This is a genomic window from Ideonella sp. B508-1 (genome assembly GCF_000333615.1).
Classification (GTDB): domain Bacteria; phylum Pseudomonadota; class Gammaproteobacteria; order Burkholderiales; family Burkholderiaceae_C; genus Ideonella.
Genome location: NZ_BADL01000588.1, coordinates 1 through 16169 on the forward strand (window position 1 = coordinate 1; position 16169 = coordinate 16169).

Sequence of the window (16169 nt, forward strand, 5' to 3'; positions counted from 1 at the left end):
ATCGGCCGCGGCTGCCGACTGGTTGACCACGCCCTGCTGCAGGTTCGAGATGATCGCGTCGAAGCGGCTCTGGGTCGCACCGAACACCGCACGCTGGTTGTTCACCGTGTCGATGGCCGTGTCCAGGTTGTTGATCACCGTGGCGATCGCACCGTCGGTCGCGGTGTTGTCGATGACCGTCGACGAGCCCGTCACCGCCGTGATGTTGGTGTTGGCCGTCATGTCGCTGGTCGTGACCGTCAGGACATCGTTGCTGGTGGTGTTGGCACCGATCTGGAAGGTCATCGCGGTGGCATCGGCGCCCAGCATGTGCTTGCCGTTGAAGCTGGTGCCACCCAGCACGCGCTGGATTTCGCTTTGCAGCTGCGCGAACTCCTTGTTCAGCGAGTCCTTGTCGGAGCTGGAGTTGGTGGAGTTGCGGGCCTGCACCGCCAGTTCACGCATGCGCTGCAGCGAATCGCCCACCTGGGCCAGTGCGCCTTCGGCCGTCTGGGCCATCGAGATGCCGTCGTTGGCATTGCGGATGGCCACATTCATGCCGCGGACCTGGGCATTCATGCGTTCGGCGATGGCCAGACCGGCCGCGTCGTCCTTGGCCGAGTTGATGCGCAGGCCCGAAGACAAGCGCTGCATGGACGTCGCCAGCGACGACTGCGAGGAGCTGAGATTGCGCTGGGCATTCAGCGAAATGACATTGGTGTTGATGGTTTGAGGCATGTTGACACTCCTGTACGGTTTCCAAAAGTCTCCGGCTCAAGCACCAGCGCGATTGCTCGCCCAGCGCCGGTGCTCCTCCGATCGGGTCTCGCCTGAAGGGCGTCGCCTGAACTTTGGCCATCTCACCGGACCCCAGAACCTGTTTTCCAGATCCTGTTGTGTGGGATATCGGAGACGTCTTTCGGGAACTTGAGAGGAATTTCAACGGCTGCCTGAGAACCCCGGCTGTACCGGGGTTCTCAGGCGGAGCTCGCCTTCTCACTCAGGGGCGAGCTCCATTTGATGGAGTTCGCCGCAGGATCATCGAAGAAGCGCCAGGACCCCCTGCGGCAACTGATTGGCCTGGGCCACCATCGCCGTGCCGGCCTGCTGCAGGATCTGGGCGCGGCTCATGTTGGCCGTTTCCGCCGCGAAGTCCGCATCCATGATCCGGCCGCGGGCTGCCGACTGGTTGACCACGCCCTGCTGCAGGCTCGAGATGATCGCGTCGAAGCGGCTCTGGGTCGCACCGAACACCGCACGCTGGTTGTTCACCGTGTCGATGGCCGTGTCCAGGTTGTTGATCACCGTGGCGATCGCACCGTCGGTCGCCGTGTTGTCGATGACCGTCGACGAGCCCGTCACCGCCGTGATGTTGGTGTTGGCCGTCATGTCGCTGGTCGTGACCGTCAGGCTGTCGTTGCTGGTGGTGTTGGCACCGATCTGGAAGGTCATTGCGGTGGCATCGGCGCCCAGCATGTGCTTGCCGTTGAAGCTGGTGCCGCCCAGCACGCGCTGGATTTCGCTTTGCAGCTGCGCGAATTCCTTGTTCAGCGAGTCCTTGTCGGAGCTGGAGTTGGTGGAGTTGCGAGCCTGCACCGCCAGTTCACGCATGCGCTGCAGCGAATCGCCCACCTGGCCCAGTGCGCCTTCGGCCGTCTGGGCCATCGAGATGCCGTCGTTGGCATTGCGGATGGCCACATTCATGCCACGAACCTGGGCGTTCATGCGCTCGGCGATGGCCAGGCCGGCCGCGTCGTCCTTGGCCGAGTTGATGCGCAGGCCCGAAGACAAGCGCTGCATGGACGTCGCCAGCGACGACTGCGAGGCGTTGAGACTGCGCTGTGCGTTCAGCGAAATCACGTTGGTGTTGACCGATTGACCCATTTTGATTGCTCCTGTGTTGAGGCAAATAAGTGAGCCGATGGAGGCTCCTGGCTGGCGCCCCGCCTGTCACCTGAAAGCTTCGGGGCCGTGCCATGGATTTCGGAGCCTTGATCGCCGGACTTGAGGCCTTTTTCAACTTCTTTTCAAGCGATTGAATCTGCTCAAGTTCCGGCCGCAGCGGTCGGGGGCCATCTTGGCCTCCATTTGCCCGCCACTGCCCCCTCTTATCGACCTTTCAAGCGCCGACTGCAGACCTACAGTTCCGCCCATGTCCGCCGACAGCCCCCCCTCCTCGACACAGTGGCACACGGCCGCCGTGATGATCGTTCGCGACGCGGCCCAGGGCGTGGTGAGGGCCCTGGACAGCATCCGCCCCTGGGTGGACGAGCTGGTGGTGCTGGACACCGGATCGCGCGACGACACCGTGGCCCGGGCCCGGGCCGCCGGCGCCCGCGTGGCCCAGATGGACTGGCCAGACGACTTCAGCCAGGCCCGCAACACCGCCCTTGAACTGGCCGGGGCGGACTGGCATGTGGTGCTGGACGCCGACGAGTGGCTGCAGGATGGCGGCCCGGCCCTGGCCGGTTTGCGCCAGCAAGACCCTGGCTTCGTCGGAACCGTGGAGGTGGACAGCCAGCAGGGGCCGGGCGAGGCCCATGCCTCGAGCTGGCTCAGCCGCGTGCTGCCCGGCACGGTGCGCTACACCGGCCGCATCCATGAACAGCCGGTGCATGCCTGGCCGGTGCGTCGCCTGCCGGTGCGCTTTGGCCACGATGGCTACCGCCCCGAAGCCTTGCGGGCCAAGGCCGGACGCAACGCCGCGCTGCTACAGGCCATGCTGCAGGCCCAACCCGCCGATGCCTACCTCTGGTATCAATATGGGAAGGACCATGACGTTTACGAGCGCTGGAGCGACGCTGTGGCGGCCTTTGACCGGGCAGAGGCTCTGCTGGGCACGGCGCGCCCGGCCTGGTTGCACGATCTGGTCGTGCGCCGGCTGCATGCGCTCAAGCGCTGCGCGCGGCATGCACAGGCCCTGGATCTCGCCCAGGCCGAGCTCGCCGACTGGGGCCACTCACCGGACTTCTTCTTCGCCCTGGGCGATCTGCTGCTGGACTGGGCGGCCGAGGAGCCCCGCCTGGCCCCCGAGCTGATCCCCATGATGGAGCAGGCCTGGCAACAGTGCCTGGCCCTGGGAGAACACCCCGAGCTGGAAGGCACCGTGCACGGACGGGGCAGCCACCTGGCCGCCAGCAACCTGGCCCTGCTCTACGACACCCTGGGGCGCGCGGACGATGCGGCCCAGGCCCGCCGCCTGGCGGTGCCGGCCTGACCTCTCTCCCGCCACCGGCCGAGATGGCCGGAAAGCGGCCCCTTTTTGGCCGCACCGACCGCCCTGGCCGCGCCTAGAGTCAAGGCCCATGAACATCCAGCAACAGCAGCGCGCGGACCGGCACTGGCAGGCCGGACTGCAGGCCCTCAAGAGCCAGCAGTGGCAGCAGGCCGCCGACGAGTTTCAGCGCGGAATCGACTGCGCGCCCGCCGATGGCCTGATGTGGCTCAACCTGGCGCGGGCCCATCTGTCCGCGGGGCACCTGACCGAGGCCACGCAGGCCGCACGACGGGCGGTTGCCCTGGCTCCCGCTCAGCCGATCAACGGCCGCATGCTGGCCGAATGCCTGATGCAGCAAAACCGGTTCGAGGAAGCCGCGCAGGTGCTGGACGCGCTGCCGGCCAGCGCCCCGCGCGACGCCGACTGGTACAGCGCCCACGGCAATGCCCTGTTCCTGAGCAAACGGCTGCAGGAAGCCGTCAACGCCTACTTCAAGGCCCTGGCGCGGAAGATCGACGACCCCCTGGTGCACTACCGGCTGGGTCTGTGCTTCAAGGACCTGAGCATGGCCCGGGAAGCCACCGAGTGCTTTCGCACCGCCGTGTCGCTGGACAACGGTGCGGTGCGCACCCTGTCGCTGTCGCTGCTGGTGCACGAGGGCCGGCAGTCCTGCGACTGGACCCACACCGCCCAGGACACCGCAGCCCTGCTGGCCTCGCTGGACGCGACGGGCGAGTCCTCGGGCCAGCTGCTGTCCCCCTTCGCCCTGCTGGCGGTGGATGCCACGCCGGCACAGCAGCGCCGCATGGGGGCCATCCGCACCCGGGACCTGACCCGCCACGTGGTCCCGCTGCCGCCGCCGGGCCCGCGCCGCCCCGGCCCCATCCGGGTGGGCTATCTGTCCTGCGACTTCCATCACCATGCCACCGCGGTGCTGATGGCCGAACTGCTGGAGCGGCGCGACCGCCAGCGCTTCGAAGTCACCCTCTACTCGCACAGCCCGGACGATGGCACGCCCCTGAGCCGGCGTATCCGCGCCGCCTGCGAACACTTCGTCGATGTCACCCACCAGCCCCAGGCCGAGACCGCCCAGCGCATGCGCGCCGACGGCATCGACATTGCGGTGGACCTGAAGGGCCACACCCGCGGCAGCCGCTTCGAGCTGCTGGCCTGGCGGCCCGCTCCGGTGCAGGTGACGTTCCTGGGCTATCCGGCCACCACCGGTGCCGACTTCATCGACTACCTGATCGGCGACCCCGTGGTGACGCCGCTGGCCCATGCCGGGCAGTACAGCGAACACCTGGCCCAACTCCCCAACAGCTACCAGCCCAACGACCGCGAACGCCCCCTGCCCCCGGCCCCCTCCCGTGAGGCGCTGGGCCTGCCGCAGGATGCGGTGGTGTTGTGCTGCTTCAACCAGGCTTACAAGATCTCGGCGGCCATGCTGGACCTCTGGGCCGCCATCCTGCATGGCGCCCCGCAGGCCGTGCTGTGGCTCCTGGCCTGGAATCCCCACGCCCAGGCCAATCTGGGGCGCGAACTGGCCGCCCGTGGCATCCCCGCAGAGCGCCTGTTCTGGGCCCCCAAGATGGAGCTGGCCGAGCACCTGGCACGCCTGCGCGCCGCAGATCTTTTCCTCGACACCTGGCCCTGCAACGCACACACCACCGCCAGCGAGGCCCTGTGGGCCGCCGTGCCGGTGCTCACCGTCCCCGGGCCCACCTTCGCCTCGCGGGTGGGTGCCAGCCTGGTGACGGCCTGTGGCCTGCCGGATCTGGCCTGCGCCTCCGAGGCCGACTACGTCGCCCTGGGCACCGCCCTGGCCAACGACCCCGGCCTGCTGGCCCACCTCAAGCGCGAACTCGACAGCCACCGGCTGGAGCTGCCGCTGTTCGACACCGACCGCTATGTGCGGGACTACGAAGCCCTGCTCACCCGCATGTTCGAGCGCCAGCAAGCGGGTCTTCCGCCGGAGCACCTGCCCCCCGGTGCCTGAGGCGGGCGCATCCGCTAGCATGGCCACACTCCGAGGGCGCATCGCGCCGTCCGCATGAAGCTGACCATCGCCATCCCCACCTTCAATCGCCTGCCGCAGCTGCAGCAGGCCATCGCGGCTGTGTGTGCGCTGGAGATCCCGCCCGGCCTGGAACTCCACCTGGCCCTGTCCAACATCGCCTCCCGGGATGGCACGCGCGACTACCTGGATGCCCTGCAGTTGCCTGGCATCGCCCTGCACATTTACAACACGCCGTTCTGGGAGATGCGCTTCAAGAAGGACATCCGCTCCAACTGGGTGCGCCTGGCCGGGGCGGTGCCGCGCGACAGCGACTGGGTCTGGCTGCATGGCGATGACGATGTCATCCTGGACCCCCGCGCTCTGCACCGCGTGGTGGCGCTGGCACGTTCAGCCGAGCAACCGCGCCTGCTGATGTTTCCACAGGCCAAGCGCTCGACGGGCTCCGGGCAACACTACGCCGGCCAGCTGATCGACCTCTGCCAGGCCCACGGCTTCCACGAGATGCTCGGCTGGATGTCCCAGTTGGTCATGTGCGGCCCGCTGTTCTTTGCGGCCATGTCGGACTTCGCCCGCTTTGCCGGCGAATCCTTGGACGACCACGATCCGCGGACCGAACCCACCTTGCCGCGCAGGGAGCTCCTGGCCGGCGAAGACCCGCAAAGCGCCGAGCGGCTGACCGACAGCCGCGTCTCGGCCTTCCACCATGCCACGATGGTGCTGAGGCACTTCCGCGACCAGGTCGCGGTGTTCGTCGACGATCGCATCATCGACGAGCAGCCCCAGCTGCCGCCCGGCCAGGAGGATCGGCCGACACGGCGTTCCTCCGAGAACGTGCGCGACCGCTTCTTCTACCTGGTGGACGACTTCGTCGAGCACCTGGGCCTGCCGCCCCGCTCCTTGAGCCCGCACTTCCTGCGCTATGTGAACAAATCCCTGGCCGACCTGATGACCAATGTGCTCGCCGAGGACCTGCTGGTTCCGGGCGACTGCCTGCTGGATCGGCAGGGCAAACTCGAGCGCCTGCACCGGCTGCGCGAGCTGATGGCCGACGAGGCCCAGCGCCAGGAGTTGAGCCGGCGGCTGGCGCTGATCGAGGACGCCATGCGCCGAGAGAGCAGCGAATCCAGGCGCGCCATGCAGGCGCTCTACCAGGCTACCAAGCAGCCCCGCCTGCCCTTCCAGATCATGCCGGCGTGAGCTGGGCGGCCGCAGGCAGCTGCTCGAGATAGGTGAACGACACCTGGCCGTCTGCGCACAGGCCCTTGTCGGCAAAGAAACCGGTCCAGAAGGACGAACGCTCCAGGACACGGGCCAGTTCGTCCAGCCTTTGCTGCGCCTGGGCCTGCTGGCCCAGCCGCTGCAGGCAGTAGGCGATCATGTACATGGCCAGCGCATGGTCGTCACGCAGCAGCAGCACGTTCGAGAAGATCTCGATGGCATGCTGGAAATGACCCAGCCGCACGTCGATGTTGTTCAGGAAGTTGGATTCGAGGTTGATGTCGTAGGCGATGTTCTCGATCTCCTGCGGCGTGAAGTGCTCGGTCTCGACCACGCACTTCTTGTAGCCCGCCAGGCGGATGTCGCCCTTGATCTGGCCCTTGGCCCGCGCGTCCAGGTACATCTCGCTGCCAGACAAGGGTGTCGCCACGTTGATGCGGTACCAGCTGGCGCCCAGGTTGCGCAGGAAGCGGCGCGTGTCCTCGATGTCCTCGCGCGTCTCGCCCGGCATGCCGATGATGATGTTGCAGTCGGTGTAGATGCCCAGCTTGCGGCAGTCGGTGACCACCCGCTCGGTGATCGACAGCTTGAGCGGCTTGCGCATCAGCTCCTTGAGCACCCGTGCACTGCCCGATTCCACCGCCAGGGTCAGTTGCCGCACGCCCGTCTTGTGCAGCTCGACCAGCATGTCCCAGTCCAGCGCATACAGCGCCAGCGCGTTGGGGAAGAAGCAGTTCAGGTCCAGACGCTGGGCGATCCTCAGAACCGCCTTGGCCCAGTCCACATCCCAGAGGAACATGTCGTCCTCGATGACCAGGGTGCTGGCACCCAGGCGGGTCTTGAGCGCCGTCAGTTCGGCCTCGATGCGCTCGACGCTGAAGGCCCGCACCTTGCGGCCGTGCACCGCATGCGCGGCGCAGAAGGTGCACAGGAACGGACAGCCCCGGCTGCCCATGTAGGTGATGTAGTTGGTCTTGTCGGCGATGTTGGTGTAGGCCTTGATCGTCGGGCTGTAGTGGTAGTCCTGCAGGTCGATGCAGTCGTAGTCCAGGTAGGGCACATCGTCCAGGCGGTCGATGAAGTGATGGGTGTAGATGCCGCTGGACTGGAGGTTGCCACGTGTCACCCAGTGGTTGGATGCCTCGCAGTACCGCCGCGGATCGGCGGCGCTGAGCAGTTCCTTCAGCGGCAGCTCCCCCTCGCCGTAGCACAGGGCATCGAAAGCCTCCGGCGCGTCCTCGAAGATCTCCCGGTACATGGTGGTCGCCACGTTGCCGCCACCGATCACGAACGCCGAGGGAAAGGTCTGCCGGGCCAGGCGCGCCAGCATCAGCACGTTCTCGTAGCCCGTGATGAACAGCGAGGAAAAGCCCACCAGATCGGGTGTGAAGCCCTCGGCCTTCACACGCGCCAGCACCTCGGTGAACCAGGGCGCGAAGTCGCGGCTGTCGGGGTGGTTCCAGGTCTTGTGGATCTCGGTGTTGAAGTCGATCACCTTCACCGCACAGCCGAACTCGCGCTTGAGGTAGGCGCTGATCGTCAACACCCCCAGGGGGACATCGGTGATCAGGACGCCGTAGTCGTGGCCATTGGCGTGGCGCCATGACTTGCTGTTCTTGCCCGGCGCGGCAAAGGCCTCGAAGGTGATGTTGGGTGGCACGATCAGCAGCACGTTCGGTGCCGGCCCCAGGCCGCCGCCGGGCGCCAGGCCCAGCGCTTGCTCATGTGTCGTCATGGCTTGTCTCCAGTGTGAGGCCCGCAGGCTTGCAGATACCGCCCCATCAGGCGAATCGAGGTCGGCAGCGGGGTCCAGGCGTCCAGCCCGAGTTCGCGCCGCGCCTTGGCAATGTTGGGAAGATAGACCGATCGGTCGATGTTCTTGGCCCGGTCGCTGAGTTGCCCCAGCACCTGCACGGGCTTGTGCGGGCTCAGCTCGGCCGCCACCCGCTGGGCCAGCTCGCCGATGCTCAGCGCGGCATCCGACCCCACGTTGAAGACCCGGGCCGGCGTGCCGGGAGCGGCAGCCAGCATGCGCCACAGCCAGATGGCCAGGTCGCCCAGGTGCAGGAAGGAGCGCAAGGGCCGGCCGTCCCCCTGCACCACCAGGGCCGGCGCCTGCAGGGCCTGCTGCACGAAGTTGCCCAGCGCGTAATGCACATCGAGCGGAATACCGGGGCCGGCGAAGGCGAAGCAGCGCGCGATGGTCAGCGAGAAGCCCAGCTCCTGGGCCGCACAGCCGAGGATGAACTCGGCCGCCCGCTTGGCCTGTGCCAGGCCTGACCCCGGGTCCAGGGTGTCCGGCGCGTGGTGGTCCGTCTCCTCCACCGGCCCGGGCCGGGGCCCATAGACCACCCCGGAGCCCAGGAACAGCACGGCCTGCGGACGGGCACGGCGGCACAGCCGGACCACGGCCCGCGTGCCGTCCACCAGGGTGTCGAACTTGCTGATCGCGCTGGCCCCCCCAAAGGTCTCGTGGGCCGAGGTGGTGGCGCCGTGCACCAAGTGGGTGAAGGCGATGTCGTGCCGGTCGATCTGGGTGACATCGCCTTCGATGACCTCCAGGCCGGCCAGGGGCGGCAACAGGGACAGCCAGGCCTGCGCCGCCGCTGCCCGCCGCGTCAGCAGCGCCACACCGCGCAGCTGCAAGCCCTCGTGTACCTGCGCATGGGCCAGGCGCTGCAGCAGCCACCAGCCGAAGGGGCCGGTGCAGCCCGTCAGCAGCAGACGGCCCCCCTGCAGATGAGCCCAGTCCAGCGGCTGGCAGGCCGCCAGACGTTGCGTCTCAGCCTGCAGGATCTGCGCTTGCGCCAGGTTCATGCCTGTGGGCCGGACTCAGGCCAGCACCACCAGGGCGCAGGTCGAAGTCTCGGCGCAGGCGTCGAAGTGCTTGCGGCGGTTGAAGCTCATGTCGTAGCCATAGGCCTCGAAGCAGTGCCCCTCGCCGGCCTGGCCCTCCAGGGCCGCCGTCCACAGCAGCGGCGTGTAGCCCTGCTCGCGCAGCAGCAGGCCGGGTTCGGCGATCAGGGCCGCCGCGGTGTCCAGGCCACCGGCCAGCAGCCAGTCGGCCGGCAGGCCGGCCAGACGCTCGACCGCCGCGGGCACCGAGTACTCGCGCAGCGCGGGCAGGTACAGGCCGATCACCGGCCCCGCCTGCAGGCGTTGCAGCAGCTGCTCGTGGCGGCTGCCCGCACGGGTGCGCAGGTGGCCGCTCAGGGGCTGGGTGTGGTGGTCCTTGAAGACCTTGCCGGGGTGGGCCTCGGTGAAGGCCTGGGCCACGCGCGGCAGGTAGAACTCCTCCAGCGCGGAACCCTCGTCAGAGATCAGGGACTGCGGCAGGATGAAGGGCACCACCGGACCATGGAGCGCCGCGGCCAGGGCCGGATCGGCCGCGATGCGCTCGCGCAGGCCCTGCACGGCGCGGCTGAACTCGTCCAGCGACGGGCAGGCCCCGGGCAGGTGGCTCACCAGGCGCTCGTGCATCTGCGCCAGCGTGGAGGTGGGCGCCTCGATCTGGAAATAACGCCGGCTCTTCAGATGCACCGGCGCCTTCAGGCCGCGCGGGTCGCAACGGCCATGGGTGTCGAAGTGGCCCTGGTAGACCGGCTCGGGCAAGGCATCATCGAGTCGGTCCTGGTCGCTGAAGCCCTGGCCGTAGGGCAGCGGCAGCAGCTTGGCGCCGGCCGTCTTGGCCGCATGCAGGGCGATGAACTGCGGGTCCTCGCCGATGATGCAGTCGGGCCGGTAGGGGCCCATCCACGGGTTGGCCATGCCACGCGCCAGGATCTCCTTGAGCGGCGTCTGGCGCAGGTTGCCGATCGACATGTCGATGTACGGGCAGGGCGTGATCTCCATCGTCGAGGTGATGGTGATGATGCCCTTGGTGGTGATGCAGCCCTTGAACGAGCCGTAGGAGGGCGTCATGTGGGTGAACACCTTGTACTTGCGCTCGAGCTCGCGCACGATGTCGGCGTCTTCCTTCTCGATCACGAACTCGGGGTGCTCGCTGCACGAGCCGGTGGGCTTGGCATAGGAGACATACAGGCCGATGCCGCGATCGGTGGCGAAGCGGCACATTTCCTCGAACTCGGCGGTGCGCGCACGGCCCTTGACCAGCACGGTCGACAGGATGAGGTTCAGCCCGGCCTCCAGGCTGGCGTCCACCGCACGCATGACCCGCTTGTACGAGCCCTTCTTGTTGCGGAAGTTGTCGTGGTCGGTCTCGACCATGCTGTCCAGCGACAGCTGCACCTTCTCGACCCCGATGGACTTGAGGTGGCGCGCGCGCGCGCCATCCAGGAACCAGCCGTTGGTGTCGGTGATGATGTAGTGGCGCTCGGGATCGATGGCCTCGACCACGGCGTCGAAGTCCTTCATCACCAGGGGCTCGCCGCCGGTGATGACGAAGCGCGCCAGGCCCAGGGCATCGGCCTCGCGCGAGATGCGGCGCACGTCCTCCAGGTCCATCTTCTCGCGCTCGTCATGGATCTTGATCACCTTCTCCAGGTGGCGATCCATGTAGTACTCGGCCGAGCAGTGGGTGCACTGGAAGTTGCACAGGTAGCTCTTCTCCAGGCGGATGATGGGGCTGATCTCGCCGCGCTCCTCCATCTCGGCGATGCGGGCCAGCTTGGCCGCCACATAGGGCTTGCGCGCAGCCAGGCCGTTGCGCTTGGCCAGTTCCTCGGCGGACAGCGACTTGACGAGCAGTTCGGTTTCCATGATCAAGGCTTCCTTCCGGTGTCGGCGCCGCTGCTGAACAGCGGGCGGTAAATGCCGTGTTGGCGAATGGTATCGGGCGGCAGTTCGTCGAACCATGCCCACTGACCTGCCGCGGGACGTCCGCCGGCAGGTGCCTGGCGTGCCGGATCCGCCGGCGTTCGCAGCCGGCAGCGGAACGCCAGGGTGATGAAGTGTCCGCGCAGGTCGCGCTCAGGCGCGGTCAGCTCGAAGACCGCCAGCGGGGTCGCGTCGGCCTCGACCTGGGCGCCCAGCTCGGCGGCAGCCACGGCCGCGATGCGGGTGGCCCAGGATTCCTTGAAGCGCACGATGCCCCCCGGCACATGCCAGCCCGGGCCATAGAAGCGGTCTTCGCGCCAGGTCATCAGCGTGCGCCCTGCCCCGTCGCCCACCAGCAGGTCGACGTTGACCAGGGGCGTCAACCGGCTGACGGCCAGGAACAGCGGCTCGGGCAGACCGGCGCGGGCATCCGGGCACTGCCGCTCGATGACGGCCAGGGCCTGTTCCAGCGAGGGGGCGGTGTTCTGGTTCATGCCAGCTCCAGCGCGTCTTCGCGCAGGATGGCCAGCGCCAGCTCGGCGCCATGGGCGCGCCGGATTTGGGCCACCACCTCGTCGGAATAGCCCGCCGCCATGACGATGACAGCGGCCACCGGTGACTGCCGCAAAGCCTCGGGCGCGCGGATCGGCAGGTGGCTGACCGGGGTGTAGCGCCCCTGCTTGAACGGGGCCGAGTCGACCACATAGCGCAGGCGCGGCCCCAGCTCGGCCAGCGACAGCAGGGCCAGCGCCTGGTGCCCCGCCCCCCAGACGGCCACCCCGCCGGCCTGGTGACGGTCGACAAAGGCATGCAGGGCCAGGCGCAGCCCCTCCAGCGAGCGGTCGAAGTCGTCCAGGGCGGGCACGGCACGTGGCCGCAGCTCTGCCGACAGGATGTAGTCGTGCCAGATCGTGCGGACCTGTGTGACCTCGAAGCCCGCCATCTCCAGGCAGCGCCGCAGCGTGGCCTCGGTGAAATAGAACACATGGTCGGCGATGAACTCGCTGACCACCTGGCGGCGCAGGATCATGTCGAAATTGGGCACCTCGACCAGGCCCACAGCGCCCGCCGCCAGGCGCTGGCGCACCGCGCGCAGCACCGCACGCGGCTGCGGCCAGTGCTCCATGAAATTGAAGCTGGCCCAGGCGTCAAAGCACAGGTCGGCCGGCAGCTCGGCGTCGCCAGGGTACAGGGTCAGCACCTCGTGGCCGCCGGCCCGCGCGGCCTGCGCGGCCTGGACGCCGTGCTCGGTCCCCCAGGGTCGGGCGCCGGCCTGGCGCAGCAGATCCAGGTACTCACCACGCCCGCAGCCCACCTCCAGTACCGGGCGGCCTTGCAGGCCGTGGCGGCCCACCCACTCGGCCAGCTGCGTCTCGCGGAAGGCCTTCATGGCCGGCGAGAAGGCATTGGCGCGGATCACATCGCGGTAATACGACACCGGTGCACCGACCGTCTGCACGAGGCCGCAATCCTCGCAGCCGTGGATGCGCAGGTCGGTGCCGGCATCGCTCGCCAGCTCATGCTGCTGCGGCAGGCTTTGCGCGCCCGAGGGCATGCCCTGCAGGGCCAGCATGGGCTGCGCCCCCAGGCTGCCGCCGCACCAGCGGCAGCTCAGCACGGGGCCCCCCGGGCCTGTCGCGAACGGGGCGACAGCGGCGTGAGCATCTCCGCCTCCAAGGCCTCCAGGCTCAGCAGCGGCGACATGTCTTCCAGCGGCATCGACACCATGCCGCCTTCGGCCAACGGGATGGCCGCGCACTTGGGCTGCAGCGTCTCGTCCGGCACCAACTGCAGGTCAACCAGGCAGGGGCGCGGCAAGGCCATCGCACCGCTCAAGGCCGCGGCCAGGGCGTGGCTGTCGGCAATGGTCACGCAGGGCAGGCCGTAGGTGCGGGCCAGCGCCGCCAGATCTGGCAGGCGCAGCCCGCTGTCCGGACCACTGGCCAGATAGCGGCCCTGGAAGTAGTTGCGCTGGGTGTTGCGGATGGAGGCATAGCCCCCGTTGTTCATGACGAACAGGCAGATCGGCAGCGCCTGCGTGGCCAGCGTGGCCAGTTCCTGCACATTGAGCTGCAGGCTGCCGTCGGACTCGACCGCGATCATCGGTGACCGCCCCTGCCCCAGGCAGGCCCCGATGGCCGCCGGCAGGCCATAGCCCATGGATCCCAGCCCGGAGGTCAGGAACAGACGCTGGCCCGGCTTGTTGCGAAAACCCGCATAGAGGAATTCGACCGCCAGGCCCGAACTGCCGGTGGCCACCAGGGTGTCGGCCGGCGTGGCCTCGGACAGGGCATCGACAAAATGCGCGTGGCTGATCGGCCCGGCATCCGCGAAGCTGCCCTGGGGATGCAGCGGATGGTCGAGCTTCCAGCGCAGGCAGCGTGCCCGCCAGGCGTCGACCGCCAGCGGCGCCGGCCCCAGTGCGCCGCGCAGACCTTGCAGGAAGTCTCCGGCATCGAGGGCCAGCCGGGTGGCCTCGGGAAGATCGGTCTTGTCATCGAGTTCGTGGGCATCGATGTCGACCACGATCTTCTGGGCATGGCGCCCGAACTCCGCCCGGTTGTAGGCCGTGACCACGGGATCGAGCCGGGCGCCGACACAGATCAGCAGGTCGCAGTTCTGCACCGCGAAGTTGGCGGCGCGCGTGGCCACCACGCCGGGGCGGCCAATGTTCAGCGGGTCCTCGTGGGGCAGCAGGTCCAGGGCATTCCAGGTGAAGACGCATGGCAGGCCGGCCTCATGCGCCAGGGCCTGCAGGGCGTCGGCCGCACCGGACAGGCGCACGCCATGCCCCGCCAGCAGCAGCGGGCGCTGTGCCTGGCGCAACTGACGGGCCAGCGCAGCGAAGTCGACCGTGGACGATGCCGGACGGACCGGGGCCTGCCAAGGACGCAGGGCCGCCGCATCGACCGGCGCCGCCTGCACGTCCAGCGGGATGTCCAGCCAGACCGGCCCGGGGCGCCGCTGCGCATGTGGTGCAGGGCCTCCTCCAGCAGGGCACGGATGTCGGCGGGCTCGTCCACCACGGCGGCGAACTTGGTGATCGGCCGCACCAGGGGCACGATGTCCACCTCCTGCACACCCGTCTGGCGCAGCGGCCGGCCACGCAGGCGGTCGGCCCGCTTGGCCTGGCCGGAAATGACCAGCATGGGCACCGAGTCGATCCAGGCGCCCGCCACCGGCGTGACGATGTTGGTGGCCCCGGGCCCCGTGGTCACCATGGCCACGCCGAAGGTCGGAGCCCCCGGGCGGCCGGTGCGTCCATAGGCCTCGGCGGCGATGCCGCAGGCCTGTTCGTGCTGGCAAGCCACGGCCTGCAGACGTGGCTGGCAGGCCAGCGCGTCGTTGAGGTGCATGGCCCCCCCACCGGGGAGCACGAAGACATGGCCGATGCCTTCATCGGCCAGCCGGGACATCAGCCAATCGGCCAGGCGTTGGGTCATGCGTGGAACGTCAGTTGAGCCAGTACATCAGACGGGTCTTGCGATCCCGGTTGAGGTTGATGGCTTCGTCGGTGTAGAACGAATCGTCGGCAAAGTGGGTGGAAGAGATTTCCTCGATCACGGCGCCGGTGCGTGTGGAGAACGCATGCCGCACACCGGGCTCGATGTTGATCACATCCCCCTCTTTGCACCGCTGCAATTTACCGTCCAGGCTGATCTCGATTTCGCCGAAAAGAATGTGGAAAGTCTCTTCCTTCTGGCGGTGCAACTGCTCCGGATGCAGTTGTCCCGGCAGGCTCACCAGCAGCTTTTTGCAGTAGCCGCGGTTGACCACGGTGAACATGGTCAAACCCACCTCGTCAAAACGCTCCAGGCCATAGTGGTGGGAAATCTCCAGGTCAACGCCCCCCGGCACGGTGATGCGGCTGTGCTGCAGCAGCTCGCGCACCCGGCAGGCGATGTCGAGGATCCTGGCACGCCGGTCGCTCTGTTCGGTGTTGGCCAAGGTCACGGCACCATCGGTGGCGATGGGCTCGCGGGCCACGAAGCGGCTGTACTTGCTCCACTCGTTGGCCGTGATCTGGCCCGGCTCGGGAGGAAAGGCGAAGTAGACGTCCGCATTCTCCAGGGTCTGGCCGGCGTCGATCGGCCGGCGCACGAAGACGCCTCGGCGCAGGCTGCGCAGGCTGTCCTGTTCGGCCGTGTTGACGGGCGCGCGCTCGCTGGGATTGCCGCAGATGGCAAAGGCGCGCCGCGCCGAGGCCAGCCATTGGCGCACCTGTTCGGGTGTGGCCGAATAGCCATTGACCGGGTACTCGGGCGTGCCCACCGCCACGTGCTTCTCGAAGATGTCGGCCCCCTTGGCGACCGCCATCGCCACCAGGTCGGCGTGGTCCGGGTGTTCGTGGGTGGAAAAGCCCACGCGCAGGCCGGGATAGCGCTGGCGCAGGAAGTCGATCTGGCTGAGCTGCATGTGCTCATCGGGCGCCGGATACTCGGCCACGCAGTGCAGCAGGGCAAAGGCCTTGTCCCGGTGCCGCAGGAAACTGACCATGTTGTCCAGCGTGGCCACCGAGGCGCCGGCGGTGGAGGCGATGATCGGCCGGTCCGTGCGGACGATGCGCTCGATCAGCGGCCAGTCGCCGAAGGAACAGCTGGCCACCTTGATGATGTCCAGGCCCTGCGCCTCGATGACATCCACCGAGGCCTCATCGAAGGGCGTGGACATGGTCAGCAGGCCCTGGCGGCGTGTCTCCTCCACCAGGCTGTCGAACTGGGCCCGGCTCAGGCGCGTCTCGCTGAAGCGCTTGATGTACTTGACGTCTTCGCGGCCACGCATGGCCGGGTGGATGAAGCTGTCCAGGTCGCGGTATTGCAGCTTCATCGCGAAGCTGAACTCGGGGAACTCCCGGCTGACCGCGGCGAACTCACGGATGATGCGCAGGCCATGGTCGAGATCGCCCATGTGGTTGTTGGCCATCTCGAAGGTGACCAGGCGAGGCGGGATGAGGTGTTTCAT

13 protein-coding genes are annotated in these 16169 nt (G+C 68.0%); 3 read left to right on the forward strand and 10 right to left on the reverse strand.

The window, feature by feature from the left end:
• Together I73_RS23310 and I73_RS23315 are read right to left on the reverse strand one after the other, a co-directional pair.
• On the reverse strand, nt 1-717 hold a 717-nt coding region (locus I73_RS23310), incomplete at its 3' end, for a flagellin (protein WP_022982827.1).
• Between the two features lie 300 nt (nt 718-1017).
• Nucleotides 1018-1863, reverse strand: a complete 846-nt coding sequence (locus tag I73_RS23315) for a flagellin (protein ID WP_022982828.1) — start codon at nt 1861-1863, stop codon at nt 1018-1020.
• A gap of 268 nt (nt 1864-2131) precedes the next feature.
• On the opposite strand from I73_RS23315, the gene I73_RS30145 reads away from it, so the two are divergent.
• The 3 genes from I73_RS30145 to I73_RS23330 all read left to right on the forward strand — a co-directional run bounded on the left by I73_RS30145 (nt 2132) and on the right by I73_RS23330 (nt 6410).
• Nucleotides 2132-3196: a glycosyltransferase gene (locus tag I73_RS30145; protein WP_022982829.1), complete on the forward strand. Its 1065-nt coding sequence runs from the start codon at nt 2132-2134 to the stop codon at nt 3194-3196.
• Between the two features lie 88 nt (nt 3197-3284).
• Nucleotides 3285-5192, forward strand: a complete 1908-nt coding sequence (locus I73_RS30150; protein ID WP_022982830.1) for a tetratricopeptide repeat protein — start codon at nt 3285-3287, stop codon at nt 5190-5192.
• Between the two features lie 54 nt (nt 5193-5246).
• The gene (locus tag I73_RS23330; protein ID WP_022982831.1) at nt 5247-6410 is read left to right on the forward strand and encodes a glycosyltransferase family 2 protein; all 1164 of its coding nucleotides are present in this window, start codon (nt 5247-5249) and stop codon (nt 6408-6410) included.
• Here the strand turns inward: I73_RS23330 and I73_RS30155 are convergent.
• From I73_RS30155 to I73_RS23370, 8 genes are read right to left on the reverse strand one after another with little or no spacing between them, the layout of a single operon-like run.
• Entirely contained in the window at nt 6397-8166 is a 1770-nt protein-coding gene (locus I73_RS30155; RefSeq protein WP_022982832.1) for a B12-binding domain-containing radical SAM protein, read from the reverse strand. The genes I73_RS23330 and I73_RS30155 overlap by 14 nt on opposite strands.
• Nucleotides 8163-9248: an NAD(P)-dependent oxidoreductase gene (locus I73_RS30160; RefSeq protein WP_022982833.1), complete on the reverse strand. Its 1086-nt coding sequence runs from the start codon at nt 9246-9248 to the stop codon at nt 8163-8165. The genes I73_RS30155 and I73_RS30160 overlap by 4 nt, the downstream gene beginning before the upstream one ends.
• Before the next feature lie 15 nt (nt 9249-9263).
• Complete coding sequence (locus I73_RS33555; protein ID WP_199899088.1) at nt 9264-11150, reverse strand: radical SAM/SPASM domain-containing protein; 1887 nt, start codon at nt 11148-11150, stop codon at nt 9264-9266.
• Between the two features lie 2 nt (nt 11151-11152).
• Nucleotides 11153-11701 carry an NUDIX domain-containing protein gene (locus I73_RS30170; protein WP_022982834.1) on the reverse strand — a complete coding sequence of 183 codons (549 nt, stop codon included), beginning with the start codon at nt 11699-11701 and terminating at the stop codon, nt 11153-11155.
• Nucleotides 11698-12825 (reverse strand): class I SAM-dependent methyltransferase, encoded by a 1128-nt coding sequence (locus I73_RS23360; protein WP_022982835.1) that lies wholly within the window; start codon nt 12823-12825, stop codon nt 11698-11700. The genes I73_RS30170 and I73_RS23360 overlap by 4 nt, the downstream gene beginning before the upstream one ends.
• Nucleotides 12819-13991, reverse strand: coding sequence for a thiamine pyrophosphate-binding protein (locus tag I73_RS30175; RefSeq protein ID WP_234409592.1), 1173 nt, complete (start codon nt 13989-13991; stop codon nt 12819-12821). The genes I73_RS23360 and I73_RS30175 overlap by 7 nt, the downstream gene beginning before the upstream one ends.
• Complete coding sequence (locus tag I73_RS34300) at nt 13880-14650, reverse strand: thiamine pyrophosphate-binding protein (protein ID WP_234409591.1); 771 nt, start codon at nt 14648-14650, stop codon at nt 13880-13882. The genes I73_RS30175 and I73_RS34300 overlap by 112 nt, the downstream gene beginning before the upstream one ends.
• A 10-nt stretch (nt 14651-14660) precedes the next feature.
• Complete coding sequence (locus tag I73_RS23370) at nt 14661-16169, reverse strand: N-acetylneuraminate synthase family protein (RefSeq protein ID WP_022982836.1); 1509 nt, start codon at nt 16167-16169, stop codon at nt 14661-14663.

What these genes read in the sequence shown, in the direction of transcription:
- I73_RS30145 (WP_022982829.1), top strand. Translation starts at nt 2,132, where the DNA reads ATGTCCGCCGACAGCCCCCCCTCCTCGACACAGTGGCACACGGCCGCC.
- I73_RS30150 (WP_022982830.1), top strand. Translation starts at nt 3,285, where the DNA reads ATGAACATCCAGCAACAGCAGCGCGCGGACCGGCACTGGCAGGCCGGA.
- I73_RS23370 (WP_022982836.1), bottom strand. Translation starts at nt 16,169, where the DNA reads ATGAAACACCTCATCCCGCCTCGCCTGGTCACCTTCGAGATGGCCAAC.
- I73_RS23315 (WP_022982828.1), bottom strand. Translation starts at nt 1,863, where the DNA reads ATGGGTCAATCGGTCAACACCAACGTGATTTCGCTGAACGCACAGCGC.
- I73_RS30170 (WP_022982834.1), bottom strand. Translation starts at nt 11,701, where the DNA reads ATGAACCAGAACACCGCCCCCTCGCTGGAACAGGCCCTGGCCGTCATC.
- I73_RS33555 (WP_199899088.1), bottom strand. Translation starts at nt 11,150, where the DNA reads ATGGAAACCGAACTGCTCGTCAAGTCGCTGTCCGCCGAGGAACTGGCC.
- I73_RS30155 (WP_022982832.1), bottom strand. Translation starts at nt 8,166, where the DNA reads ATGACGACACATGAGCAAGCGCTGGGCCTGGCGCCCGGCGGCGGCCTG.
- I73_RS34300 (WP_234409591.1), bottom strand. Translation starts at nt 14,650, where the DNA reads ATGACCCAACGCCTGGCCGATTGGCTGATGTCCCGGCTGGCCGATGAA.
- I73_RS23330 (WP_022982831.1), top strand. Translation starts at nt 5,247, where the DNA reads ATGAAGCTGACCATCGCCATCCCCACCTTCAATCGCCTGCCGCAGCTG.
- I73_RS30160 (WP_022982833.1), bottom strand. Translation starts at nt 9,248, where the DNA reads ATGAACCTGGCGCAAGCGCAGATCCTGCAGGCTGAGACGCAACGTCTG.